Genomic DNA, 4045 nt, shown 5'->3' with positions numbered 1-4045 from the left:
ATCTGCCAGCCATCAAAGACGGCGATAAACGGGTGCTGGTGGTGGACGGCGAGCCTGTTCCCTATTGCCTGGCGCGTATTCCCAAAAGCGGCGAAGCCCGCGGCAATCTGGCTGCTGGCGGCCATGGCGAGGCCCGCCCACTCAGCGACAGCGACTGGAAAATCGCCCGCGATGTGGCGCCGGTGCTGAAAAAAAAAGGACTGATTTTCGTTGGTCTGGATATCATTGGTGACCGCCTGACGGAGATTAATGTTACTAGTCCCACATGCATACGGGAAATAGAAGCGGCTTTCCCTATTTCCATCACCAGTATGTTGATGGACGCAATTGAAAAACGCTTGGCGGGGGGGCGCAACAAAGCTGATGTATGTGATGTGGCCGTAATCTGATTTCGCTTGCGGCCAGTGACTTATCACCATTTTGCCCAGCATGCTAGACGCCGTATATTTTTTAAACTTACTGATGTTTTTCTTATTTAAAGAATGAACTTACAGCACCATTTTCTTATCGCCATGCTCTCACTACTTGATCTGCTGTTCAAGCATTCGGTGGTGTACATCTGCGAGCATAACAGTGATAGCGCCATGGGTATCGTCATCAACAAGCCCATCGGGCGGTTCATCATTGAAAACGCGCCGCATAAGCTTAAAATCATGCCAGCCGACCACGATCCGGCTATTCGTCTGGACAAATCGGTGTTTGCAGGCGGCCTGCTGGCGGACGACCACGGCTTTATCCTACATACACCGTGCGAAGGTTTTTCCAGCATCGAAACGATGATAACCACCTCCAAGGATGCGCTGGAGATGCTCAGCACCGCCGATCAGCCTGATGATGCGCTGGTCGAGCTCGGCTACTACGACTGGAAGCGGGGCTAAATGGAGCACGAGCTGCTGGAAAACGCCTGGCTTACCACCCCTACCGACAGCGAAATTCTGTTCCATACCCCCTTCGCCGCCCGCTGGCGCGAAGCAGCCAAACCCCTGGTCATCGATATCGCTAACCAGGCGAGTTGTGATACCTGATGGCTGCCTCCGGCAGCATCATAGCGTTCGATTTTGGTACGCGGAGCATCGGCGTGGCCATTGGTCAGCAGGTAACCTGTACCGCTCGACCGCTGACGGCGTTCAAGGCCCGCGACGGCGTGCCTGACTGGCAGCAGATCGAAAAATCGCTCAACGAGTGGCGGCCAGACACGGTGGTGGTGGGGTTACCGCTAGATATAGACGGCAGCGAACAGCCCCTGACGACCCGGGCGCGCAAGTTCGCCAATCGGCTGCACGGCCGCTTTGGCGTTCAGATAGTGCTGCACGATGAATGCCTTAGCACTGTCGAAGCCCGCGCGGATCTGTTTGAGCGTGGTGGCTATCGCGCGCTGGAGAAAGGCAACGTGGACGCTTGGTCAGCGGTTATCATTTTAGAAAGTTGGCTCGAACAATTCTCCGAGTAATCTATCGTAGTTCCACCTTTAGCGTCATGGCCGGCAGAGGAGACACGCATGCCGCACGGCTGAACTGCCAGAGCTCGCAGAAAGCTGTCCTTGTCCGGCAGCAGTGGTGGTATCATAACTAGTGGCAACAGCGCGTCTCTTTTGCTTACAGTTGCCACGTGGCCCGACCTACTCCAGATAATACACCAACCGCAAGGTTACGCTTAGTTGGCTGTTATTAGCGTTGGCTAGCATGACGTCAGTTATATAGCTAGCACCACCAGAGCTGGCACACTTCCGTCTTCGCCACCGCATTACAATGCACTCCGGATTCCATCTCCATCCATATAGGTGAACAGCAGATGGCGCTGTTCATCAAGAAAGATACTGTAGTGATAGATGCCGTGCTGCTTAAGCGTCTGTGCTAGCTCAGGCTAGATCGGATTGTGCCTGCTTTCATACTCTTGATGCACCTCAAGATTAACCTACATAACAGACGCTTTTCTTATCATCACATTTCCCCGTTCAACGCGACTCAACGTACAGCACCACTGCCATCGGCGTCACGCCGAAACTCTCGCCGAGCACGACGAGTTCATCATGATTGATGGTCTGCATTCTGCCCTCATCGAGCAGACTTTCCACTATCACCTCGACGGATTTTTCACGGTATCGAACGGTATCGATCAGGTCAAAAGCGTCATCCAGCGATGAGACCGCTGTCGAAAATACCGTGAAAAGGTCAGATCACCAGCGAATGTGCGTTTATTTTTCTGAGATAACGGCGGCTCTAAATACTGTCTTACTGAGGACTATCCAGGGAATGATACCTATCCCGCTGGAGAATACAACCAGATACTCGGTGCTGCCTTCCCGCAGCTCGCGCGTAAAGCGGGCGGTATCCAGCTCCAGCACATAGCTTAAGGCGATGAGATTAGTGGCGTGGCGGTGCATGAAATCCGATGCGATATCACTGCTGCTGAGTGAAACCTTGTCTTTGCAGTTGGCGTTGAGGACCAAGCGTTTCCCGTCACGCCCGAACAACCTATTTATTTCCGACGCCGAACAGTTAGATCTGCTGCTGATAGAGCTGCGCATCAATATAATCGCGCCCTTCTGTCTGCCTGGATGATTTTTTCGGCCAGCACGGCTTTAATGCTCACACATTGCAGGTGATGTTCAAAAACCATACCAGTATGGGGTATTTATCATTACTTGCGTCAGTTACCACCTGTGCAAGGCGATAATCCTACTGTTCCATGGTCAGCAGGCGATAGGCAATATCGCCCGCTGTGCAGCTTCGACGACAGCAACTACTTTTCAATAGTGTTCAACCAGGCTTACGGGCTTACTTACGGGCTTACGGCTTATAACCGCGCCAATACCGCCAGTGCTTTCAGAAGGTCCTCAGCCCTAGCTGAAGGTTGACCACACCAAAAAGCCACGTATATTGCGAGCTCACACAGGTCGGTCCACGATAACGTCAGGCGACCGCCGTTTACCACATGAAACTCAGGAGACTATACCTAAACCTACGATATTAGCGGCCAAGATAATCACCAGCATGATACATAACCAGCTTACGGGGTGGTTTTTTCAATGCCAAGCCTCTCTTTCAGCACTAGCCCCTGACGATGCTGCCACACATTACATAGTTACTCATTGCAGCATCCAGCTAACGAACACGTACTGGGAAGGAATATTGGCATAGCCACAGGCGTAGAAAAAGAATTTCAGATACCATCTGACGCCGGCGAGAATAGAAAATAGCATATTGGCTATCAGTAGCAATTTCTCGACTGAGAGATCAGTCTTCAGGGATATCCTCCGGGCGCGTAGCGAGCCGGATAAAGCAGTAGCCCAGAGAAAATAGCGCCGCTGCCGATAATTATCATATAGCTAGGCAGCGTAACGTAAAGACGGCCTTATTCCGGTATTTTTTGCCGCTTCATACATCAGTACCGCCGTACCTATAGCAAATGACATACCCGCAAGGGCGAAAGAACAAAGACTCATCCGCCCGCGGGATTTCTGACCGATGATTGCTGCAGCCATCATCCCAGTAGGCTGCCCGGCGAGCAGAGCAGCGCGCGTGGAAATTTTGTTGCGCGGCGAGAAGGCATCTACCAGACTATCGACCACCTGGCTGGCGCTACGGGTGTGCTGCAGCGCACACAGCAGAAGATGACCAGTTTCCACGGCAGTAAGCGCTAGGGCAAGGGCAAGGGCAAGGGCAAGGGCAAGGGCAAGGGCAATATAGTGGCGCAATCTTGCAACTCGTCGAGCAGGATCTCGCCTCAGTGGTACCTTATTTCCCGCTGGTCAAGATAATACCTTGAAGCATGCAGATGTTCAATAGGATCCTCGAGGGTAAGATGTGCAGCGCCCGGCTGTAGTTAAGCTAATTGACCATCGTCACGAGCGAATTCGATTTCCCTCTGGCCGCCAGATCGGTCACCAGCACCAGCCCCACGACTGCGCCAGCAGCCCCAGCTCCGCCATGCGCAGCGGGCGGGCAAATAATAAGCAGGATTACAAGCCAGCCATACTGCAAAAAGAAGTGGGCACGCACCCGCTGGCCGCCGGTTATCGTCAGGGTCGTGTCACCCTGACCGC

The 4045-nt window shown here is 53.0% G+C and carries 5 protein-coding genes and 3 pseudogenes; 3 read left to right on the top strand and 5 right to left on the bottom strand.

The window, feature by feature from the left end:
- The 3 genes and pseudogenes from BG74_RS16920 to ruvX all read left to right on the top strand — a co-directional run.
- A partial coding sequence (locus tag BG74_RS16920; protein ID WP_501037415.1) for an ATP-grasp domain-containing protein occupies window positions 1-389 on the top strand: 389 nt, incomplete at its 5' end.
- Window positions 390-482: 93 nt separating this feature from the next.
- Window positions 483-1025: pseudogene (locus BG74_RS05270) on the top strand (YqgE/AlgH family protein).
- On the top strand, window positions 1025-1450 hold the full coding sequence (gene ruvX / locus BG74_RS05265) for a Holliday junction resolvase RuvX (protein WP_066597103.1): 426 nt from the start codon (window positions 1025-1027) through the stop codon (window positions 1448-1450). Before BG74_RS05270 ends, ruvX begins: the two are co-directional and overlap by 1 nt.
- 168 nt (window positions 1451-1618) lie before the next feature.
- Here the strand turns inward: ruvX and rhaM are convergent.
- From rhaM to BG74_RS13265, 5 genes and pseudogenes are all read right to left on the bottom strand, one after another.
- Window positions 1619-1902, bottom strand: a pseudogene (gene rhaM / locus BG74_RS10845) (L-rhamnose mutarotase).
- Window positions 1903-1954: 52 nt separating this feature from the next.
- The gene (locus tag BG74_RS18905; protein ID WP_256364220.1) at window positions 1955-2080 is read right to left on the bottom strand and encodes a hypothetical protein; all 126 of its coding nucleotides are present in this window, start codon (window positions 2078-2080) and stop codon (window positions 1955-1957) included.
- Between the two features lie 114 nt (window positions 2081-2194).
- A complete protein-coding gene (locus BG74_RS14875; RefSeq protein ID WP_244267319.1) occupies window positions 2195-2530 on the bottom strand; it encodes a hypothetical protein in 336 nt (111 codons plus the stop codon).
- Window positions 2531-2941: 411 nt separating this feature from the next.
- Window positions 2942-3436 (bottom strand): annotated as a pseudogene (locus BG74_RS10840) (L-rhamnose/proton symporter RhaT); the annotation flags it as partial.
- A 394-nt stretch (window positions 3437-3830) separates the two neighbouring features.
- On the bottom strand, window positions 3831-4045 hold a 215-nt coding region (locus BG74_RS13265; RefSeq protein WP_439895667.1), incomplete at its 5' end, for a hypothetical protein.

This window comes from Sodalis-like endosymbiont of Proechinophthirus fluctus (genome assembly GCF_001602625.1).
Classification (GTDB): Bacteria; Pseudomonadota; Gammaproteobacteria; order Enterobacterales; family Enterobacteriaceae.
This window is presented reverse-complemented; position numbering and strand designations above follow the sequence as displayed.

Excerpts from the sequence above, each read along its gene's own strand:
- ruvX (WP_066597103.1), top strand. The coding sequence starts at position 1,025 with ATGGCTGCCTCCGGCAGCATCATAGCGTTCGATTTTGGTACGCGGAGC.